The organism is Peribacillus sp. QJM3NY_7, assembly GCF_056173225.1.
In genome coordinates this window covers 200,076-221,205 of sequence record NZ_CM149663.1, presented here as the reverse complement: position 1 = coordinate 221,205, position 21,130 = coordinate 200,076, and the positions used below count along the sequence as shown (strand labels likewise).

Annotated in this window: 21 protein-coding genes and 1 pseudogene; 8 read left to right on the top strand and 14 right to left on the bottom strand. The window is 41.7% G+C overall.

Annotation, left to right across the window (positions count from 1 at the left end):
- The first annotated feature begins 7 nt into the window (after positions 1-7).
- Both AC0VX1_RS01230 and AC0VX1_RS01225 read left to right on the top strand, forming a co-directional pair.
- Entirely contained in the window at positions 8-730 is a 723-nt protein-coding gene (locus tag AC0VX1_RS01230; RefSeq protein ID WP_413023331.1) for a GntR family transcriptional regulator, read from the top strand.
- A 63-nt stretch (positions 731-793) separates the two neighbouring features.
- Positions 794-1,516, top strand: coding sequence for an SIS domain-containing protein (locus tag AC0VX1_RS01225; RefSeq protein WP_098187326.1), 723 nt, complete (start codon positions 794-796; stop codon positions 1,514-1,516).
- 618 nt (positions 1,517-2,134) lie between these two features.
- Here AC0VX1_RS01225 and AC0VX1_RS01220 read toward each other — a convergent pair.
- Both AC0VX1_RS01220 and AC0VX1_RS01215 read right to left on the bottom strand, forming a co-directional pair.
- Positions 2,135-5,251: pseudogene (locus tag AC0VX1_RS01220) on the bottom strand (MMPL family transporter).
- Positions 5,248-5,715 carry a MarR family winged helix-turn-helix transcriptional regulator gene (locus AC0VX1_RS01215; RefSeq protein WP_057276336.1) on the bottom strand — a complete coding sequence of 156 codons (468 nt, stop codon included), beginning with the start codon at positions 5,713-5,715 and terminating at the stop codon, positions 5,248-5,250. Before AC0VX1_RS01215 ends, AC0VX1_RS01220 begins: the two are co-directional and overlap by 4 nt.
- A 169-nt stretch (positions 5,716-5,884) precedes the next feature.
- Between AC0VX1_RS01215 and AC0VX1_RS01210 the strand changes: the two genes are divergently transcribed.
- Positions 5,885-6,409, top strand: coding sequence for a hypothetical protein (locus AC0VX1_RS01210; protein WP_057276337.1), 525 nt, complete (start codon positions 5,885-5,887; stop codon positions 6,407-6,409).
- A 355-nt stretch (positions 6,410-6,764) separates the two neighbouring features.
- Here AC0VX1_RS01210 and AC0VX1_RS01205 read toward each other — a convergent pair whose 3' ends face one another.
- The 11 genes from AC0VX1_RS01205 to AC0VX1_RS01155 all read right to left on the bottom strand — a co-directional run bounded on the left by AC0VX1_RS01205 (position 6,765) and on the right by AC0VX1_RS01155 (position 17,952).
- Entirely contained in the window at positions 6,765-7,655 is an 891-nt protein-coding gene (locus AC0VX1_RS01205; RefSeq protein ID WP_475469629.1) for a peptidylprolyl isomerase, read from the bottom strand.
- Positions 7,656-8,044: 389 nt separating this feature from the next.
- The gene (locus tag AC0VX1_RS01200) at positions 8,045-9,118 is read right to left on the bottom strand and encodes an ABC transporter substrate-binding protein (protein ID WP_057276338.1); all 1,074 of its coding nucleotides are present in this window, start codon (positions 9,116-9,118) and stop codon (positions 8,045-8,047) included.
- Positions 9,115-9,918, bottom strand: coding sequence for an ABC transporter permease (locus AC0VX1_RS01195; RefSeq protein ID WP_413010799.1), 804 nt, complete (start codon positions 9,916-9,918; stop codon positions 9,115-9,117). The genes AC0VX1_RS01200 and AC0VX1_RS01195 overlap by 4 nt, the downstream gene beginning before the upstream one ends.
- A gap of 1 nt (position 9,919) precedes the next feature.
- Positions 9,920-10,723, bottom strand: coding sequence for an ABC transporter permease (locus AC0VX1_RS01190; RefSeq protein WP_034305104.1), 804 nt, complete (start codon positions 10,721-10,723; stop codon positions 9,920-9,922).
- Positions 10,713-11,822, bottom strand: coding sequence for an ABC transporter ATP-binding protein (locus tag AC0VX1_RS01185; protein WP_063574518.1), 1,110 nt, complete (start codon positions 11,820-11,822; stop codon positions 10,713-10,715). The genes AC0VX1_RS01190 and AC0VX1_RS01185 overlap by 11 nt, the downstream gene beginning before the upstream one ends.
- Positions 11,823-11,884: 62 nt before the next feature.
- Positions 11,885-12,427: a helix-turn-helix domain-containing protein gene (locus tag AC0VX1_RS01180; RefSeq protein ID WP_475469628.1), complete on the bottom strand. Its 543-nt coding sequence runs from the start codon at positions 12,425-12,427 to the stop codon at positions 11,885-11,887.
- A gap of 169 nt (positions 12,428-12,596) precedes the next feature.
- A complete protein-coding gene (locus AC0VX1_RS01175) occupies positions 12,597-13,982 on the bottom strand; it encodes a protoporphyrinogen oxidase (RefSeq protein WP_475469627.1) in 1,386 nt (461 codons plus the stop codon).
- 178 nt (positions 13,983-14,160) lie between these two features.
- Positions 14,161-14,673: a GNAT family N-acetyltransferase gene (locus AC0VX1_RS01170; protein WP_034304887.1), complete on the bottom strand. Its 513-nt coding sequence runs from the start codon at positions 14,671-14,673 to the stop codon at positions 14,161-14,163.
- Positions 14,673-14,810: a hypothetical protein gene (locus AC0VX1_RS01165; RefSeq protein WP_156404321.1), complete on the bottom strand. Its 138-nt coding sequence runs from the start codon at positions 14,808-14,810 to the stop codon at positions 14,673-14,675. Before AC0VX1_RS01165 ends, AC0VX1_RS01170 begins: the two co-directional genes overlap by 1 nt.
- The gene (locus tag AC0VX1_RS01160; RefSeq protein WP_063574522.1) at positions 14,794-16,827 is read right to left on the bottom strand and encodes a Na+/H+ antiporter; all 2,034 of its coding nucleotides are present in this window, start codon (positions 16,825-16,827) and stop codon (positions 14,794-14,796) included. Before AC0VX1_RS01160 ends, AC0VX1_RS01165 begins: the two co-directional genes overlap by 17 nt.
- Before the next feature lie 234 nt (positions 16,828-17,061).
- Positions 17,062-17,952, bottom strand: coding sequence for a diacylglycerol/lipid kinase family protein (locus tag AC0VX1_RS01155; RefSeq protein ID WP_475469626.1), 891 nt, complete (start codon positions 17,950-17,952; stop codon positions 17,062-17,064).
- 479 nt (positions 17,953-18,431) lie between these two features.
- On the opposite strand from AC0VX1_RS01155, the gene yhfH (AC0VX1_RS01150) reads away from it, so the two are divergent.
- Genes yhfH (AC0VX1_RS01150) through yhfH (AC0VX1_RS01130) form a run of 5 tightly spaced genes read left to right on the top strand, consistent with a single transcriptional unit; the run spans position 18,432 to position 19,250 of the window.
- A complete protein-coding gene (gene yhfH / locus AC0VX1_RS01150) occupies positions 18,432-18,566 on the top strand; it encodes a protein YhfH (RefSeq protein WP_258249957.1) in 135 nt (44 codons plus the stop codon).
- A gap of 43 nt (positions 18,567-18,609) precedes the next feature.
- Positions 18,610-18,747: a protein YhfH gene (yhfH, locus tag AC0VX1_RS01145; RefSeq protein ID WP_082162914.1), complete on the top strand. Its 138-nt coding sequence runs from the start codon at positions 18,610-18,612 to the stop codon at positions 18,745-18,747.
- Between the two features lie 29 nt (positions 18,748-18,776).
- Positions 18,777-18,914 (top strand): protein YhfH, encoded by a 138-nt coding sequence (yhfH, locus tag AC0VX1_RS01140; RefSeq protein WP_475469625.1) that lies wholly within the window; start codon positions 18,777-18,779, stop codon positions 18,912-18,914.
- Positions 18,915-18,943: 29 nt separating this feature from the next.
- The gene (yhfH, locus tag AC0VX1_RS01135; RefSeq protein WP_082201097.1) at positions 18,944-19,081 is read left to right on the top strand and encodes a protein YhfH; all 138 of its coding nucleotides are present in this window, start codon (positions 18,944-18,946) and stop codon (positions 19,079-19,081) included.
- 28 nt (positions 19,082-19,109) lie between these two features.
- On the top strand, positions 19,110-19,250 hold the full coding sequence (gene yhfH / locus AC0VX1_RS01130) for a protein YhfH (protein WP_475469624.1): 141 nt from the start codon (positions 19,110-19,112) through the stop codon (positions 19,248-19,250).
- Between the two features lie 127 nt (positions 19,251-19,377).
- Here the strand turns inward: yhfH (AC0VX1_RS01130) and AC0VX1_RS01125 are convergent, their stop codons facing one another.
- Positions 19,378-21,012 (bottom strand): PucR family transcriptional regulator, encoded by a 1,635-nt coding sequence (locus AC0VX1_RS01125; RefSeq protein ID WP_413023320.1) that lies wholly within the window; start codon positions 21,010-21,012, stop codon positions 19,378-19,380.
- Between the last annotated feature and the right edge of the window lie 118 nt (positions 21,013-21,130).

Here is a 21,130-nt window from a genome sequence, read left to right as displayed (position 1 = left end):
AAAGTCGATGATTGATAAAAACTCACCTCTTCCGATTTATTTTCAAATCGAAGAACAAATAAAAAGAAAAATAGAAAACGGTGAGTTCCAAGCGCACGATGCCCTTCCATCTGAACGTGAATATGCCGAGCAATTCAAAATTAGCCGGATGACCGTCCGCCAAGCCATAAATAATTTGGTGAATGACGGATACTTATACCGTCAGAAAGGAAGGGGAACCTTTGTCGCCGATAAGAAATTGGAGCAGCAGCTCAATGGGCTGACCAGTTTTACCGAGGACATGAAGGCCAGGGGATTAAACCCAAGCAGCAAGCTGCTGAGCTTTGAAATCATTCCGGCTGATAAGAAGATTGCAAGTGAATTGCACATTTCCCTTTATGCTCCCGTTTATGAAATAAAACGCATTCGGTTGGCTGATGATGTTCCAATGGCGCTCGAGACCGTGTACATGTCTGCCAATTTAATTAAAGGATTAACGGAAGAAATCATTAACCTTTCCCTTTACCAATATGTGGAGAACTACGTCAAACTAAAGATAGACTATGCTTCACAAACGTTGGAATCATCGATTGCTTCTGAATTGGAAGTGACCCATTTAGCAATTCCAAAGCACTCACCCATATTATTCATTCAAAGGAATACGTTCTTAATAGACGGAACTCCCCTTGAATATGTTAAATCGGCTTATCGTGCGGACAGGTATAAGTTCACTATCAACATAAGCAGATAAAATGGAATATTTTCATCACTATAGTCTTTTAATTGCCAAAGGTAATCGGAGGGTGTCACATATATGAACTCATACTTTGAAGAAGTGCAGGCTTTACTCACAATTGTGGGAGAACAGGAAAAGCAATCAATTAAGGAATCTGTGAAACATATCTCAAAAGCAGTCATGTCGGATGGGATCATCCATTTATTCGGAAGCGGACACTCCCACATTTTGACCGAAGAGGTATTCTACCGAGCTGGTGGGTTAGCCGCAATTCGTCCAATTTTCGTTGAAGATCTCATGCTTTTTAAAGGAGCTTCAAGATCATCCCAACTTGAACGCCAAAATGACCTATCAGAGAAATTCATGAATGATGAAGATATCCGTCCTGGTGATGTTTGTATTGTCATTTCGTCATCCGGCGTAAATCCCGTTCCGATAGATGTAGCCACTATCGCAAAAGAAAAAGGGGCATTCGTTATTGGACTAACATCACCGGAGTATGCAAAAAGTTGTTCTTCACGGCATAAACAGAAGCATTATCTCCACGATGTCGTTGATTTGGTCATAGACAATCATATTGCCAAAGGTGACACATTACTGAAATCAAATAATATACCTTTTGGTTCCGGATCGACCGTGGTCGGGGCCGTTCTCCTCAATATGGTTTTCACGCAAGTCATCCAAACGATTATTGAATCAGGGGAAACCCCTCCCGTATTCCTAAGCAGTAATATCGAAGGGGCAGATGAACACAATCAAAAGATCATCGCGAAATATAAAACAAGAATCCCCCAATTATAAAATGGAATACATATTTTTTTGTTTCGGTTGTTTATTTCTTACTGTAGGCAAACTCCATCGAGTTGGTCTACAGTTTTTTGAGAGTTTGGAAGTTGAGCGTTGACCTTCACTGCAGGCGGTCCGGGGTCCGGGGAGCCTCCTCGGCGTTTGCGCCTGCCTGCGGTGTCTCCCCTGCACTCGTATTCCCGCAGGAGTCTCGCACCTTCCGTTCCAGTCAACAGAGTTTTAGTAATTAGACAGAACTCCATGGGCCAACAGTCTTTCTGCAACTTTTATTGAAACGCTTTTCCATCCCCTCTTAACTAAAAGTTTCATTTAACGAATGAGTGCAGGGCATGTATTTGTTGATTCCACACATTCGTTTCATGCACCAACAGACCATAACAGATTTGTGTTGTAGACGATAGTAACACCGATTGAGAAAATTGTTAAACCTGAAGCTGTTGAAGATGCAGCTGACAAAACCAGTACGCCTGATTATGTGTATGATGGAACTTATGATTGTTATTTCTTCCTCCACGGGCGAAAAAAGGGTTTCGGAATAGGAGCATTCCGAAACCCTTTTGTCTACAGTCTGGAGGCATCCGAATGGAGGCCTTCTTTATTTTATATTCCCTTTTATTCCTTATTTTTTAAATACGGCCACCAATTCGCGTTTCCAAACGTTGCAACCATCACCGGAATAAACAATGGCAAGATGACAAACGCATATAAAGCAAGCCCCACCAATATTAATGTGGCTATCTCCAAGAGCGATAAAACTCCTGCTGGCATCATGGCAGCAAAGGTTCCGCCCAGAATGACAGCCGCCGAGATGATCACCGTTCCCATTTTTCTCATGGACAGCAACATCGCTTCCTTGACCGGCTTATCTTTCCACTCGTTAAAGCGATCCATCAAGAAAATGCTATAGTCAATGCCAAGAGCAATCAAGATGACGAAGGCAAAGAAAGGAACTGCCCAGCCAATGCCGGCATAACCGAGAATATTAACAAAAATCAACTCTGTAATGGCTGCCGCTGTATAATAAGTCAAAACGAGCGACACTATCAAATAGACAGGCATGATCAAGGATCGCAGCATGAAAAAGAGAATGATTGCAATACCCGACAGCATCAAAACGACCGTCCTTGAGAAATCCTCCCCAGACATCATGCCCAAGTCATGATGTGTACTTGTGATTCCCCCTATCGCCACCTGCGCGTTTTCAAGCTTTGTATCTTTCGTTACTCTTTCAACGGTTGCCTCAATCGAATCAATTTGCTCGATTGCATCATTGGAATAAGGATTCGCTTTGAATACCACATCCATGGTCATGGTTTTACCATCTTCAGATAAATACGCGTTCAATGCTTCCCCGAATTCTTCGCTTTCCACTACTTCTTTGGGAATGTACATGCCTGTTACCGTTTTATCCGTTTTTGCCAGCCCTGATAAATAACCCTGTGCGGACGATAGTCCATCATGGACTTCATTCAGACCATCCGCACTTTCATTTAAGCCATCAGTCAAATCAGTAAGCTGCCCGCCCAGGCTTGAAAAACCATTTAGGAGTTCTTGCTGCCCATTACTTAAGCTAGTAAGGCCTCCTTTAAATCCTGACAGATTATTTATGACTTCCCCCTGACCATTAGCCATGGTGCTTAGACCCTTTTGTAAATTGTCAACGCCTGAAATCAATTGGCTCAGGCCCTCCCCAAGAGAATTTTGACCCTTTACGATTTCTTCCATATTTTCATTCGCCGTATTCAAACCGCCGGACACTGAACCAAGATTCCTATTGAGCTCTGAAAGGCCTGCTGCCATGGGCTCCAAGCCACCCTGTGCCCCTTGCACTGTTTGCTTGATCGTTTGATAGGACTGATCAGCCTGTAATTCTGGATGAGTGGCTTCCATTTGCTCAAAAGAAGGATTTAAACCGGCAAGGCTTTGTGATACACCCGTAAGGTTAGTTTGGATTTCTTTATATCAACCTGTGAGCTCACTTAACCCATTAGCTGATTGTTTATAGCCTTCGAGAAGCTGTCCGCTTCCGGTGGCGAGCTTATCCAAGTTTGCCTTGACCTCATTCAATCCGTTTTTTATGTCCCCGGTTCCTGAAGACCCATCACGAATGCCTGCTTCAATGCTTGTTAACGCCTTCTCCACCTGACCTACGCCGCTCTTTAATTCATTGGTCCCGGATATGAGCCCCCCTATTCCGTCCGTCGCTTGCTTCAATCGCGGTCCTGAATCGGAAAGCTCACTGCCTGCCGTTTTCAATCCATCGCTGATTTGTTTAATTCCTTCATTTCCTTCCCCGATTCCCTTTTCCAAGGTTTCGGCCTGGTTCGCTACAAATAAATCCTTAATCGGTTCACCTGTCGGGCGGGTCATGGATCGAACTACATCGACTTCATCCACCTTGACTACTTCCTGGCTGATTTTTTCAGCAAGTGCGACGTACTCTTCCGAATCCATGCGTTCGTCATTCTTTATGACAATCTGTGTTGGCATCGATTGTCCTGGTCCGAATTCATCGGAAATGATATTAAATGCCATGATGGAAGGAACATCATCACCCGCTTCTTCAAGGGAGTTATATGAAATCTTCCCATCATACATAAACAAAAAGGGAACACAGACGATTGCGACGATCATAAGCGCCAATAATGGGCGGTTCAAGGAGAAGTTACCGAGAATTCCCCATAGTTTACTTTCACTATGCTCAAGTTTCCCTTTTGCTGGCCAGAATAGCTTTTTGCCAAGAACCGCCATGAAAAATGGAACGATCGTATAAAGGGCGATCATTAAAATGAAGACCCCTATGGCAACGGCCGCCGCAGATTGATAGAGCTTAAAAGTAGAAAAACCAATTGCCGCAAAGCCAATCATTACGGTCAGCCCGCTGAAGAAGATAGTCTTACCGGCAGTTCGGTACGTCCCAACGATCGCTTCAGGCAAGGACTCCTGTGACGATAGCTCTTCCTTGAAACAACTAAGCAGCAGGATGCAATAATCAGTCCCGATTCCAAATAGAATACCTACCAGGAATATTTGGGTGTAAGACGAAATCGGAAAGTCCCATTTATCCACCAGGAATGAGACGATGGATTGTGAGCATAAATAAGTGAAACCGACTGTCACTAACGGAATGATCGGTGCCACCACTGAACGGAAGACTATCAGCAATACAGCCAGAATGAAGACAACCGTGATGCCTTCAGTTTTCCTCAGCCCTTCTTGGGAATTGGCATTAAGATCTTCATCGATCATCCAGCTGCTTGTGTAATAATGCTCGACATCCACTTGCTCCAGCTCTTTATAAAGGGCATCGATCACTTCCTTAGCTTCTCGGTCCCCCTTGACCATCGTGATGGATGTCAAAACCGTTGTTTCGTTCTCCGAGACCAACTGACCTTTTAGCGAGGGCTCTTTAAAATGGGTCATGACCTCTTTGATGCCAAGCTCCGCTTTATTCTTTTCAAGCTTTTGGATCGCTACCTCGATCTCTTTCAATTCCGGGGAAGACAGCTTCTTATCACCATGAAATACGAGAGCCACTTGTGACTCATCCTTATCCTGGATCTCTTTCATTAGCTCATTGGCCATCCCAGAGGAATACTCTGCCGGTACATCCAGCTGGCCCTTATTCCGGACAAGCTCAGCCATATTCGGTGCCGCAAACAATAAACTTGCCGTAATGGCAACCCATACGATAATGACCAGCCATCTTCCCTTTATGATCCCCCTCATTTATATTCCTCCCATTCCTCATTCTTCATTTGAATGAAAATTTGTGAAAGCTTCTCATATGTATCAAGGAATTTAACAATCTCTTCATAATCGAATTTCGTCATGATGCTCTCTACCAATTTATGAATCTTATTTTCCGTTTCCTGTAACAACGCTTCCCCCTCTTTGGAAAGCTTCAAATGGAAGACCCTTCGGTCAACCTGGTCCTGTTCCCGTTCTATCAATCCTTTGCCTTCCAGCCTGTTGATGTTGGACGTGACGGCACTCTTATTAATATAAAAGGCATCACTGATTTCCGTCGATGTACACAACCGCTGTTGTTGAATGAACCGTAAAGTATAGTATTGTTCGTTCGTCAGCACATCACAAATCTGATCTTTTATTAAAAGCTCCCCCATCTTATTGACATAGAAAGAAACCTTCATATATCGATCAATCAATCCAGAAACTTTTTCATTCGTCATCGTTGCACCTCTCAAAAAGTAGTTCAGTCATTTAACTATATGTAGAGTACTATTGTTTTATTTATCATGTCAATCCCATGATAGTTTATTATTTCCAGTTTAACTTATGGTAAATAAGGGAAAACCCAAAATAAGCAAACAATCTACTATTCTAAAGGAGGAAATATAAATGACTCAAACAACTATCGAAACTCAAACGAATAGCAAACTTTTAAAAGGGATTCTAATCGGGGGGCTTGTCGGCGGTGCATTGACCTTGCTCGACTCCAATACGAGAAATAAAGTAAAACGATCTGCCATCCTTTTAAAAGACAACTCCATGAATATGATTGAACAGGTCAAGGAAAATCCCGGCGAAATGAAGGAACAGATGGTATCAGGAGTCAAAGGGGCAACGGAGACGATTAAAGAGGCAATCAATGACGTTGAAACACTATATGAAACCGTCAATGAAGACGTGGTGGGTAAAGTATCCGAAGTAAAGGATATCTCCACTGATGCCCTTGGTACAGCGAAGGACGCAACAAGTGAATTAAAAGACATCAGTTCAAAAGTGGTCGTTGCCGGTAAACAGCTGAAAGAAACGCCAGCACAATCATTGAAATCCAATAATGATAAAGGTGAAAAAGAGAGTGATGAAATCGTTAAAAAATCAGGATTATCCAATCAAAAATCCATCTCATCCAACTTCTAATATATAAAAAAGCTGAGGCATTATGCCTCAGCTTTTTTTGTAGAGAAAATGTGCCCGGAAAATGTGCGTTTCATCAAATGAAGTTCCCGAACAACCAAAACAACACCTTCAACTATATAGGGATGGTTTTATCTAATTTAAAAACAGAGTTGATTGGAGTGAAAGGTACGAGACTCCTGCTTAGAAAAGCGCGTCTAGGGGAGACCCCTCAGGCGCATGCCGAGGAGGCTCCACGACCGCCCGCGGAAAGCGAGTGCCTGAAGCGGAAATCAACATCCAAATCGTACAAGCCATAATAAAAGCTGAGGCATTTTGCCTCAGCTTCTTTGTTTCGGTATATCCTTCACTTGATACCTTAGTTAGAGCCCTCCAATTTATTCGTTATATCATGGTCTTTTTTCACTTCGGCTAACCAAACTGGATATTCCTCTTGTAATCTTTCAGAAAGAAGCGTTTCTTTAATTACTTCTTTACTGTCTTCTAAATTAGCTTTTTTTGCTTCCTTCTTACCGGTTACTTTTATGATATGGTACCCATATTCGGTTTTGACTGGATCACTGACTTTATTTATATCAAGATCAAAGGCAACATCTTCAAACTCTTCCACCATATCGCCTTTTCCAAAATACCCCAGACTTCCACCGTTATCCGCCGTTTCAGCATCAGTGGAATATTCAGCTGCCAACTTAGCGAAATCACCGCCTGCCGCAAGTTCTTTCGCAACCTTTTTAGCCGTTTTTTCGTCTTCGACTAAAATATGACTAGCTTCCACTTGTTCCGCTTGAGCAAATGTATCTTTATTATCTTCAAAATACGTACTGATTTCATCGTCCGTTACAGTAATTCTCGGTTCGACCAATTTTTTCGTTTGCAGGTAAACCACGATGTCCTTTTTTAAAGCATCCATTGAAGAACCGCTTGCTTCCAATTGTTCTTTTAACGACTTTTCATCACCATAGGACTCCACCATAACATCGATTTCTTTCTGGATTTCTTCATCCTTAATTTTGATTCCTGCTTTTTCCGCTTCCAATTCCACCAATTTATTCGTAATTAGCAGGTCTAAAGTATCTGCTCCGTACCCTGCAACAAGCGCGTCATACAGCTCATCCTCATTGATTTTCTCGCCATCGATACTCGCAATTGTCTTATCCATGGACGAAATCATCGCAAATGCCATGATCCCGGCAATGATTAAAATGCTCCCTGCCCAAATATATGCCTTCGTGCTTTTTAATAGATTCATGAATAGTCTCCCTTAAGTTTTCTATTACTATTATGATAGCTTGTAAATATTAATTAATCCTTAAGACTTTAACTTAACCTTCAATATGTATGAACTCTATCATTATACTAACATACTTATATCTCTGCAGATATTTTAGAGCATTTCATTCTGTTATGGATTTAAATTAAATTTTGGATGATTATAACAAAAAACGGTATTATACCGTTATATCAACTCTTGATATATAGGTAACAGAGTGTAATTCGGCTTTCACTCGTAAGTTTCGAGCAATACTCGTGAGTTTCCGGCTTTCACTCGTGAATTTCGAGCTTTTACTCGTAAGTTTCAAGCAAACGAAAAAGCATGGTGTACGGAGGGAATTCCTACACCATGCTTTATTTATTTTGTTATTTACGATGCATCTTGAATTCAAGGAAGAGTTCATTGTAACGGGCCAAGTTTTTCTTCCCAAGGTTTTCGTACACTTCCAGTTTCTTCGTCAGTTCAGGTGATGGATAGAAACGTTCATCCTTAACCACTTCTTCAGGCATATATTTAAGTGCTTCTTTATTAGGTGTCGAGTAACTTACATATTCAGCATTTTGAGCTGCAACTTTCGGGTCCAGCATGAAGTTGATGAACTGGTGGGCCGCATCGACATTTTTCGTTGTTTTCGGGATGACCATATTATCAAACCATAAATTGGACCCCTCTTTTGGAACAACGTATTCGAGATCTTCATTTTCAGCCATGATTTCAGAAGCAACTCCCGACCAAACAAGGCCAATCGCCGCCTCCTGGGCTTCCAATAGCATGCGGCTTTCATCTCCCACTATCGCTTTAATATTCGGGGTGAGGGCATCAAGTTTGGTTTTTGCCTCTTGAAGGTGTTCTTCATCTGTATCATTCAATGAATAATTCAAAGAGTTCAGACCCATGCCCATCACTTCTCTAGCGCCATCCGTCAAAAGGATTTCATTTTTTAAATCTTTATCCCATAAATCCGCCCAGGCCGTTATTTCTTTGCCACCGAGCATCTTGGAGTTGTAAACAATTCCAACCGTTCCCCAGAAGTACGGGACGGAATATTTATTCTCCGGATCGAATGGCAGATCGATGAATCGCTCATCGATATTTTTCAAATTCGGAAGCTTGGAATGATCCAAGGGAACCAGTAAGTCTTCTTGCCTCATCTTATCGATCATATACTCAGACGGAATGGCAATATCATAAGTGGTACCGCCCTGTTCAATTTTAGTCATCATGGCCTCATTCGAATCGAACGTCTCATAAATGACCTTTATACCTGTTTCTTCTTCAAAACGTTCGATTAGATCCGTATCGATGTAATCGCCCCAATTATAGATGGTAAGCGTATTGCTGCTCGTAAATCCCTGCGCTGAATTCAATCTTGAAATCGCATATAGCAGCAAAGCGGATACGAGGGAAATGAGCAAAAACATTTGCAGTAGCCTTTTCATCGTTTCCCCCCCATTCCCGTTTGCCTAACACGTTGAGTTATAAAGTAATAGACGACAACCAACAGCAGTGTCACGACGAACAGCAGTGTCGATAGTGCATTGATATTCAATGAAATTCCACGGCGGGCCAATGAATAGATTTCCACGGAAAGAGTGGAGAAACCATTACCGGTCACAAAGAACGTTACCGCAAAATCATCAAGTGAATAAGTCAATGCCATAAAAAAACCAGCAAAGATACCTGGCAAGATGTATGGAAGGATGACTTTCGTCAATACATCCCACCGGCTGGCCCCTAAATCCCGGGCGGCATCAATTAAAGTAGGGCTCATTTCCTGAAGTTTCGGAAGGACCAGCAGCACAACGATTGGGATACTGAAGGCGATATGTGACAACAGTACCGAGTAGAATCCAAGCTTGATCCCGGCCATTGTGAATAAAATCAGGAAGGAAGCACCGATGATCACATCGGGACTGACGATCAATACATTATTCAATGACAATACCGTATTCTTAGCTTTACTGCTCGTAAAGGAGCGAATTCCAATTGCCCCTATCACCCCGATGATCGTTGCGATCAGTGCAGATAATAAAGCTATCACAAGTGTATTCAATACAATGATCAACAGCCTCGTATCTTGGAACAGCTCCTTGTACCACTCCATCGTGAACCCTTTAAAGTCATACATCGTTCCACCGCTGTTAAAAGAGTAAAAGACTAAAAAGAAAATCGGTGCATAGAGAATGAGAAAAATCAAAACGAGAAACGTTTTTGATATTGGTGATAATTTATTGCCCAATTTACACACCCTGCTTTCGGTTACCCGTTACAAACATAATCAGGAACATTATAATAATCAAAAATACCGCGATCGTGGAACCCATTCCCCAATCCTGTGTTACAAGGAAATGCTGCTCGATAGCCGTACCAAGCGTAATGACTCGGTTACCGGCAATCAATCTTGTAAGCATGAACAATGAAAGTGCCGGGATGAAGACTACTTGGCATCCCGTCTTTACCCCATCTAACGTCAATGGAAAAATGACACGGCGGAATGTCATCCATCGGGACGCTCCCAAATCATTGGCCGCATCCAAAAGGGTGGGATTCATTTCATCAAGCGCATTGAATATCGGTAAAATCATAAACGGGATGAAAATATAAACCGAAACGAATATGAAGCTGAAATCCGTAAAGAGAATCTGCTGCTTTCCGATTCCTACCGCCTCCAGAAATCCATTCGCCACACCATACGTGCCAAAAATTCCAATGAAGGCATAAGCTTTCAAAAGTAAATTAATCCAGGAAGGCACGATAATCAGCAAAAGCCACAACTGCTTATGCTTGGTTTTCGTTAACAAATAGGCTGTCGGGTAAGCGACTAAAAGGGATATTCCCGTAATCAGGAATGCATACCAAAATGAGCTCAATGTCATTTTTAAATATACTGGCGTAAAGAACTTTTGATAGTTAATCAATGATAAATTGCCTTCAATGTCAAAGAAGGAATAGTAAAGGATTAACAAAATGGGTGCGATCACGAATAAAGCAATCCATAAGACATAGGGTATGAAGTAAATATTACGGGATATTTTATTCTTCATGACTTTCCCCATCATGATACGCTTCCAGACGCTTATCGAATTCTTCTTCAGTTTCACCCAATCGCATGACATGGATCGATTCCGGTTCGAAATAAAGACCTATTTCATCTCCGACTGCCACTTTTTTCGTTGATTGGACAAGCCATTCATTTCCATCATGGTCATAACAGCTGATTTCATAATGAACACCGCGAAATAGCTGGGAGTCCACCCGAACTCGCAGTTTTCCGCGATCGACGGAAGTAATCTCTAAATCTTCCGGGCGGATGACAATATCGACAGCTTCATTACTGTTCAATCCTTGGTCAACACATTCGAACTGTCTGCCGACGAACTCCACGAGGTAATCTTCAATCATTTTTCCTTTTACAATATTGGACTCACCGATGAAATCGGCAACGAATCGATTCAGCGGTTCATCATAAATATCCGTAGGGGTCCCGCTTTGCTGGATTTTCCCTTTGTTAAGGACAAAAATCTCATCTGACATCGCTAATGCTTCCTCTTGGTCATGAGTGACGAAGATAAACGTGATTCCCAGCCTCTGTTGCAGCTCCCGCAATTCATATTGCATTTCTGTTCGCAATTTCAAATCGAGGGCAGATAGCGGTTCATCCAAGAGAATGACTTCAGGTTCATTAACAATAGCCCTCGCAATCGCTACCCGTTGCCGCTGACCGCCGGACATTTCCCTGATCTCCCGTTTTTCATACCCCTCCAAATTAACAAAGCTGAGGGCTTCCTTCACCTTGATTTCCACTTCCGAATTCTTCATTTTTTTGATCCGAAGACCAAATGCTACATTTTCAAACACATTTAAATGCGGAAACAGTGCATAATCTTGAAATACCGTATTCACTTGCCTTTTATTGGCTGGCACATCATTGATCTTTTTCCCTTCAAAGTAAATATCACCTTTGGAAGCTTCCGTAAATCCGGCAATCAAACGAAGGATCGTGGTCTTCCCACACCCGGAAGGACCCAATAGCGTATAGAACTTCCCTCTCTCGATTTCAAAACTAACATTATCGAGAACCACCGTTTCATCATCAAATTGCTTCGTAACTTGATCGAAGCGTATTATATTCCCATTTGCCATAGCTTCTTCCCTCTCTCCATTCCCTTACTCATCAATCTTCAACGATTGCATTTTTTTGAATTCTATAAGTATGATTCCGTCACCACGAGTAATAACTCGGACGGACCTTCAAAATCATTGATGATTTGATGTTCATCTGAAGCATGAAAATAAATCGATTCCCCTGCCTTGACGAAATACGTATGTGTACCCAGCTTTACAATGACTCTTCCGCTTAATACATAACCGAATGTTTCCGACAAGGATGGTTCAAATTGTTTGAACTCCCCTTTTTCCTGGAGAGTCAGGCGAATAGGTTCCATTTCCTTTTCATTCGATTCAGGCACGAGCCACTGAATTTGGTATCCCCGTTCTTCATCGATGAAAAATGTTTGTGCTTCTTCTTCATACACTACTTTTTGGACTTGATCCTCATCATCGAAGAACTGTTTCGGCTTGCATCCGAGTACTTCTAAAATATTGAAAAGAGTTTCAATCGAAGGGGAACTAAGATCCCTTTCCAACTGTGAGATATATCCTTTGCTTAAATCCGTTCTTTCGCCCAATTCTTCCTGGGTCAATCCTTTTTTCAAGCGAAGGTTCTTTATTTTTTTTCCAATTCGCATTCCATAACCCTCAATCGGTTTACTTATAGTAAACACACAGTAGATAAAGTTTTATATAAGTAAACTTTCAGTTTAATTTTACGAATATCATTATACAGGAAATGCCAGAAACTTCAAACGGAATTTCCGGCATTCATTAAAAAAGGACTGCCGCCTGGCAGTCCCCCTTTTACAACTTCAGACATATCTCTTCCGCTTTCTTTTCCCCATCAGCAATACAATCCGGGATTCCGACTCCATTGTATGAACAGCCCGCAAGTAAAACATTCGGATAATTCTCGGAGATTTTCGCCTCCAGTGATTGAACGATTTGAGGATGTTTAATATGGTAGTTCGGCATATTTTCATGCCATTTCGTCACTTCACTCGTAATTGGATTCCCAGAAATGCTTAGACTGTTCATAATGTCTTGTAAAGCCACAGAGATCAATTCCTGTTTTGTAAGGGACTGTAATCGTTCATAGTCCGGACTAGAGCTTTTATAAAAAAGCCTTACCAAAAGCTGACTGTTTTCAGAAGTATGCTCCCATTTCCGGCTTGTCCAGGTGCATGCATTACAGATCAAATCACTATTATCGCCTGCAATGAAACCTGTCCCGTCTTTAGGAAGCATGCTGTCCGGGATATCGAATCCAAGATAAACGCTAATCATCGAACTATTGATCAAGCCGTTGAAATCCTCATCCAACTCCCGATCCCCCAATAATTTCTGGGCAATTGTATGCGGTGTACTCAATACGATAAAGTCCGCTTCCAGCGTTTCACCGTTTGCCAATGTAATGATGTACGCCTCATCATTTCTTCTGATTTTATCTACACTGACCCCTTTTAATATCTCGACCATATCGAGGCTTTCCTCTATTCTTTCTACCAATGTTGATAAGCCATTTTTAAACGAAAGGAACTTCTTATTTCCCTTGCTTTTGTATTTCTGCTTATTTTCCGATAGACCTCTTATTATACTGCCATATTCATTTTTATAATCCAGCATCTCTGGCAGTGTTTTGGCAATGGTCAATTCATTTAATTTTCCTGAGTAAACACCTGATAGGACAGGAGATATCTGCTTTTGCACCAATTCCTTTCCTAAGAAACTTTCAAGAAATAAACCGATGGAGTCATTCTTCGTAAATGTCTCATTTTTTGTGTAGAAATCCTTTAAGGCGTCGACCTTACCTTGGGCGGAAACCAGATCACTTTTGGCCAGTGACTCCAGGCTCATTGGTATTCCGAATAGGGCATCTTCGGGGATTCCCTTCAGCATCCCATCTGTATGAATGAATGATTTTCCAGTCGCATTATAGACGACTTGGTCCTCCAGGTTCAATTCTTTAAGAAATGGCTGTATATTCTGTTTCCTGGCGACGATCGAATCGGCACCCGCTTCAATTTTAAAAGGACCATCGTGCACAGTCCTTATTTTACCGCCTAGTTCCTCATTTCCTTCTATTAATATTAATCGTACGGAGAGACTCCTCGCTTTAACTGTCTTTTGTAAATAATACATGGTTGATAAACCGGTAATGCCTCCACCTACGACTACGACTGTTTTCATTAGGACTACACCTCGATTAAGATTTTGCAATAAGTAAAGTGTACCATAAGGCAGCGGCATTATTAAAAGCAGCCCTTTTAAAATCTTCGGTTACATAACGAAACCTGTAACAAATTGGACAAAAAAGACTTCCCCTTTTGGAAAAGTCCATTAGCCAATTTCATTTGTTATTCCTCCCTTATTCGATATCCTTGTTCCCCATATCCAATCTATATTCCATTATCTCCATCAACCCGCTTCTGCCTTCCTTCTGAATGCCTGTATCCTGAAACCCCGATTTCGCATAAAGCGTTTTTGCGTTCACGTTCATCACGTCCACTGCCAGAATGATCGAATCCTTGTTTGGAAAAATCCCTTTTGCGAATTCCGGAAGGATTTGCAAGGCTTTCTTTCCAATCCCTTTTCCCTGATGTTTTTGATCAACAAGGAATCCCCGGAGTAAAATCGCTTTTTTATCGCTGGTGAAAGGGTCGGTGTTTTCGCCAATGTGTAAAACGAAAAAGCCAACTGGGATACCATCGGCCAATATTACGAAAGGGTGCCTGTCGCAATCTTCCCGACAATATTTCAGTGACTCTTCCGGCAGAGCTGAAAAAGGAGTTTGTGTATTCGGTAAATAAAACTGGGAAAGCTGGTGAAGGTGTTCCGGTATATAAGGCGTTAAAGTTATGGTCTCGATTTCCTTTTCCATTATGCACACTCTCTTTCATCAATTATTGAATACAATAATGATTCGATGCCCTGTCCGATATTCCCTTCACAAACCGGAAGGAGCACTGTCGATATATTCGACAGTGCTCCTTCTGTATAATCAATGTGTATTTTCATTGATAGTGAGTGCTTCCCGTAAATTGATTTGCTGGCGGAGTATGTTGGCAACATCACGGGAGATTTGTCGTTTTTCAAACATATCCTGCACTTCGTCCCGTTCTGCCTGGATCGCTTTATAGAACAGCTCCCTTTCATACTCAACCATTTTACTCGGGGTACTGCCTCTGTTCTCACGTTTGCATTTTAAAATCAACACTTTATACTCGTCTATGATCATCGAGGATGTCTTATGATTATCGGCTGTAATTCCGGCCTGTATCTCTTGGATGGCGGCTTTATACATCCTGATTTTAAGATCCCTGACCTTTTCCAATCTCTTAAGATTGATTTTTCTTATTTCACTTTTATTTGGGAAAAATAATTTTAAAACCCTCAGCATACTTCTCCTGAACAGCGTTACTGACCTAAAAAAACGGAACTTCAGTCGATTTGTTACGGCACCTTCCATACGCTGGATATATTCCTTGCATATATACGCCGTCTCCCGGTCCACCTTTTCATCCTTAATGAGTTTATCAAGGAATCTTTGCTCTGCTTCAAGGGCCTTGAAGCGAAGATCCTTCTCTTCTTCCCTTAATGCGGCCGGTTCTTTCTCCTGTTCTACATAGGACAGTTCATTAATCTTGGTACAATACCTGGAAATGATCGACAAAGCCGCTTCCCGGTTTTCATCTGTCATTTGGGACTCAATCACCCGTATAGCGGCTTGATGTGAGTGGATGGCAGCAGCTTTCGTTTTGTCAGCCTGCTTATCCACCACTTCCTCTTCTTCCGACCGTGCCACGATTGGCAGAAATACACTCGCAACAATCAGTGTCAGCAATATGACACCTGCTGCAATGAAAATGATTAATGAACGCTCAGGAAAAGGACTTCCATCTGCCAACACATATGGAATCGAGAACGAACCCGCTAACGTTACAGCTCCGCGAACTCCGGAAATGGTAATGATCCCGGCCGCTTTGAAGTCCGGTTTTTGGGCTCCCGCTTTTTTCGTCATCCAGCCAATCGACCAGGCAGCCGTTAGCCAAATGAATCGTAAAGCGAAAAGGAAAAGTGTAATGATCACGATATAAAGGATCACTTGTCCATTATTGAAGGCTGGATCTTGAAAGATCGTTTTCGCAACGCTTGGGATTTGCAAGCCAAGCAAAACGAATACAAGACCATTCAATACATATAAAATGACGGACCAGGTACTCTTTGAAACGACTTGAAGTTCCACTGTTGGTGAAATTTCCCGATCTCGTTCAATGGCATGGACAATTCCCCCAGCCACGACTGCCAAAATCCCAGAAAGGTGGAAATGTTCCACAGCGAGGAAAATAATAAAAGGAGTCAGGATTTGGATAAGCATATGCATCGTGACATCTTCCATCCCTAAACGGCGAAGAAATACACGAAGCCTGATAATGATGAAAGCTAGTATCGCTCCACCTACAAACCCACCAATTGCAATCCATATGAAACTGAAGGTTGCGTCGACTAAGGAGAAAACACCAGTGACTGTAGCTGCAACGGCAAATTTAAAGGCAACTAAACCTGAGGCATCATTCATCAGCCCTTCGCCTTCGAGAAGGTGCATGATGCTCTTCGGCAATTTGACACGACTCGCCAAAGCGCTTACTGCCACTACATCCGTAGGTGACAGAATGGCCGCCAAAGCGAATGCTGCAGGCAATGGTATCGAAGGGATCATCCAATTAATTAAATACCCGCCTGCCCAAACCGTTATGAATACGAGGCCCAGTGCAAGCATCAGAATGGGTGCTCTCAACTTCCATAGTGCTGTTCGGGGTACATTTTTTCCATCATTGAACAATAGGGGTGCGATGAATAATAGCAAAAATAATTCCGTCTCCATCTCAACATGCATGCCCAGGGGTAAAAGTGCCAATATGACACCGAGTGCTATTTGTATTAATGGTACAGGTATAAAGGGTATAAAATGGTTAATTACATTAGACACTCCTATCAATATAAGAAGGGCTAATATAACAAGAAAAAACTCCATACGAACATCAAACTTCCTCTCTCATCTATAATCATAAATATAAGCGTAACATATTTATACCCAGTCAATCATGCATTAACTATTCTAACCTGGAATCCTTCTGAATAATGATACCTTTTATCAAAAGCGAAGGAGCTTACGTTGTGTACGATGAACACCCGCAAAGAAAAAAGCTGATTGGCTAAACCATGATCAGCTTTCCCCACATGTTGAAAGAAATGGGAACTAAACGACTCATTTAGTTCCCGGGACGAATAGACGAAGATGTTTATGCAGTACATTTGCCTGGAAAGGAAGAAGAATGCCTTCATCGCCATCGATATTGACTGCAAGTTCCTCTGACGTGGTTAAATGGAGCTTGGATGTTTTAATATATTCGACTTCGTCATTCCCCATGATCTCCCCCCTGATCAAACTGGGAATGATCTTGACGATGAGAGGAAGAGATAAATCCTTAATGATGAATGTGTGCAGCTTTCCATCATTCACTTCCGCCTCTGGTGCAAGTTGTTCAAAACCGCCGACAGAGTTAGTCATGGTTGCAATCAGTAAATGAGCCTCCCCCATCCACTTCCCGTGATCATGTTCAACCGTTAAAGGAAACGGAGTCTTTTTAATGATCGCCTTTGCTCCTTCAATGAAATAGGCAAAAGACCCAAGACGGGTTTTTTGTTCAACGGAAACATTATAGGTGGCCTCCGCGATTGCCCCTACCGCCAACACATTCATGAAGTATCGGTCATTGATCTTCCCTATGTCCGATTCCTTAATATGCATATCCTTCAATGTCTCGATGGCTGCATTGGGATTCAGTGGTATTCCCAAAGACCTGGCGAAATCATTGATGGTTCCTAGTGGAATGATCCCGAAGGTAGGCCGATGCTGCTGCTCGCCCAAGCCATTCACTATCTCGTTCACCGTTCCATCACCACCCATGGAAATGACAGCATCGAATCTTTCTGCACAGGCCTCCTTTGCAAAACCCGTCCCATCCCCCTCTCCTTCCGTTTTACGAACGCATACCTCATCAAAAATTTCGCCAAGTGCCTTTTCCGCTTTCGGCAAAATCTTCCCTGCCTTTTCCTTGCCTGAAGATGGATTGACGATAATCATCGCTTTCGACATATGCTACCTCCCATTATTGTACTTCTACTAGCAAGTTACCTCTTTACTGAAGTATTAAAACCATCCAGACAGGAACTTACATATAAATCGCTGCCGTTTGGATATTGCTGACATTTTAGAACAAGTTCTTTTATGTTACATCGACTGTAAAACAGGCATTCAATGATCACCCAACCTCCTGTTTCCCATCTGTTATATTAATGCCCCACTCAACACATTGAAAATTGTTTGTCCGTTTCACTCCCTGATTGTTTTTTCGTTTTATAAAAAGCATTATTTCTTTCATTTCCTACTTGCCGTGGAAAAAATAAAAAAATATACAGATGATAAATCCCTTTCCAATAGGGTTTTTACACTATGGGTGAAAAAAATTTCAAATTTTCTGTAAAATACCTATACATTTTCCAGATTCGGGTATATACTGTATTATAACAACAAGCAAATAACAAAAACTGTACTATAAAGAGGGGGAGCGAGACATGCAAGCAAATCAATCAGATTTACTCATAATCGATTCATTTAAACATTGCCCGGAATGTGGTGAAACACATGTGGACCATTCAAATTCCTATCTGATGGAATGCGATCGCTGCCTTTCCAAACGTGAAGAATAAAGCGGCCGGAAAATATATCTAACATTAAAAGGAGGAAATCATCATGCAAATGAAAAAATCCATTGAGTTTTTTAACAATATCCCTGCTAAACATTGCCCTGAGTGCGGTGACCATATTATCGAGCATGCTGAATCCTACTTAATGGAATGTGACCGCTGCCTTTCCAGACGCGAAGACTGATTAAACCGAATCAAAAAGGAGGAACCATCATGCAAACTATAAATCCACTGGAATTCTTCAGGACACTGCCGCCTAAACAATGTTCGGAGTGCGGAACCCATATCACTGAACAAGCTGAATCTTACTTGATGGAATGTGACCACTGCCTTTCCAAACGCGAACACTGATTAAAACCAAATCATAAGGAGGAATCATCATGCAAACCAAAAACCCACTGGAATTCTTCAGGACACTGCCGCCTAAACAATGTTCGGAATGCGGGACCCATATTATTGAACAAGCTGAATCCTATCTCTTGGAATGTGACCGCTGCCTCTCCAAACACGAAGACTGATTAAACCAAATCATAAGGAGGAATCACCATGCAAACCAAAAACCCATTGGGATTCTTCAGGACACTGCCGCCTAAACAATGTTCGGAATGCGGGACCCATATCATTGAACAAGCTGAATCCTACCTCTTGGAATGTGACCGCTGCCTTTCCAAAAAAGATGAATATTAATAAAAGATGCTGACATCAAGGTGCTATATAGGCCATTTTGATGTCAGCATTAACCTTGTTATCTGCCTCCCTTTCCTTGCATTCAAAAAAGGATGTCCCCTGGACACCCTTCAGTCTTACTATCTTTTCATCTCCCAATATATTTATCTACATACTTCCCGCTGATCTTCCTGCTGCTGTATTGTAAGAAGTCCAATGCAAAAATCATGAATTCAAGGCCCAGACGCTTATCGGAGCGCATAAAATCAGAACCTAGCAGTTTCTCCAATTTTTCAAGCCTATGATATAACGTTTGCCGGACAATGAATAATTGTTTTGATGTTTCCTGTTTAGAACCGTTACAGGCAAGGTATGTCTTCAGGGTAGGCATTAGCTCTCCATTGTTTTGCTTGTCGTATTCAATGACAGGACCTAAATATTCATATACCGTTTCCTCCAGATTGCCATGTTTATTTATGAGTGAAATCATGCGATGCATATGTAAGTCCTGATAAAAGAAGCTCCTGTCATCCTCTGGCAATGTATCCTGAAGCAGCAACGTCTCACGGGCCGTTTCATAACTTTTGTAAATCTCACTTAACCTTTGAACATGCTTACCAAAACCAATCGAAAGCAGCCCCATACGATTACGCCCGCTTACATCCATTTTCATGATTCGATCCAGCGCGTTTGTAACCCTTGATTTCCAATCTTCGGATGAACGATTATCACCTAAAATAAAAACAAGATGCTGATGTATTTCCATGGAAAATATCTGAAAGCCGTACTGTTCAAAAACAGTTCTAAACATTATCTTAAAATAGGTTCCATCTAATTTTGCGGAATTTTTATTATACTTTGGGTGTTGTTTGCAAATGCAAACAATTCCGCCATCCAACTGCATTTTCGGATCAATATAGGAAAGCCTTTCCCGGATCGCTTCGTCACTATATTCACCTTCAATCCAATTTGTAAGCCATATACTTTCTTCCGACATTTTCTTTTCTTCTATATATAACTCCCTTAATAGATGCTGTGCCAATGCGGTAGCCGTTCGATCCAAGATCAATGAATCAAAATCAGTCAACTCCCTGCCGTTGCTGCTGATGAGCAGTTCCGCATAATTTTCGCCAAGCACTTGTATCGGCTGTCCAAGAACGGTTTTATCCAATTTCCGCTTCTCTTCATATATGTCCGCTACCATTTGATAGGTTGTTTTTTTCTTTATTTTTGGAATGCTGGCTATATCATTTTCATTAAAGATAAGAATAACCTGTACATGTAAATAGCTGTGGAGAAATTTTAGAATTGGTTCATAATGGTCAATTTCGAGGAGATTTTTATTTAATTGCTGTGAGTAGTTTTCTAAGTTGGAGATCATCTGATATTGTTTATTGATGATAAGGGAATGTATATCCTGCGTGATTTCCACGAAAGGGACTTCTTCATGAAATAGGATGATAGGGAATTGCCGTTCATTAGCGAGATCGATGGCACATTGCGGCACTGCCATGGTGTTGGCGCCAATCTCTATACAGAGTCCAGCTGCATCGCATTCTATTAATTGTCTTAAGTAGGATAGGAATGTGTCATCGCAGTCTTTCCACCCTAAACCGGTAGTCAGTATCAGTTCGTTTCCATTTAACAAATGGCTGATTTGCGTGACCTCCATGCAGTGGACCCACTTCACTTGGCGCTTTATCCCACTGCTGCCTGCAATTATATCCGTCAGATTAAAATGCTTGCGTGTTAGAATTTCCTCGATTGTAATCGATGTATTCATCCAGCCACATCCTTTTATAAAACTGCTTTAAAATCTATTATAAACGGACACCCCTTAAATCTCCAGACACTTGTCAGAAAATCTAACGTCAAAATTCTACAAAAAACTCGAACAAAAA